Genomic DNA, 527 nt, shown 5'->3' with positions numbered 1-527 from the left:
GCGGGAAATAGATCTGCAGGTGAGGCGGCCCTGGTCAAGGCAAGACGAACTCCGTCGAGTGCAATCGTCGTGGGCAGAACACCTGCAACTGACTGCAGCCATTCCGGGAAGATCGTAACGGGATACATTACTCCGGACAACAGAGTTGTCGCTGTGATGACGGCCCATTTTACCGGGTCACCCCGCTTAGTCACGAGCAGCACGCCGCAACCAGCGAGTCCCAGGCCGCCGGTGACGAGAATGAGTAGACCGAGTACCGAGACGACACCGATCGGATCCGGGTCGAACGGAACATCTAACACGATCCCGAACATCGCGACCATCGTGAGTGAGCCGAGGGCTGTGCCAATCAGTGCAGCGCCGCCAGAGAATAGCATAGGTCTGATTACTGACGTCGGCATGACGAGGACGGATTCGAGCGTGCCGGTGGCCTGCTCCTCTTGTAGGTAACCACTGAATGCGTTCAGCCCGACAACAACAAAGCCAGTAAAAACTGACCCCGTTAGCAGAAAGCTGACAATATTTCC

The 527-nt window shown here is 56.9% G+C and carries 1 protein-coding gene; it reads right to left on the bottom strand.

Annotated elements, in window-relative coordinates; all coding sequences use genetic code 11:
* A partial coding sequence (locus FVA95_RS29315) for an ABC transporter permease (protein ID WP_149666941.1) occupies positions 1 to 527 on the bottom strand: 527 nt, incomplete at both ends.

The organism is Pseudonocardia sp. EV170527-09, from assembly GCF_008369905.1.
In the GTDB taxonomy this organism is placed as follows: Bacteria; Actinomycetota; Actinomycetes; order Mycobacteriales; family Pseudonocardiaceae; genus Pseudonocardia.
Note: the sequence above shows the minus strand (reverse complement) of the source record. Positions and strands in the feature narration are given on the sequence as shown.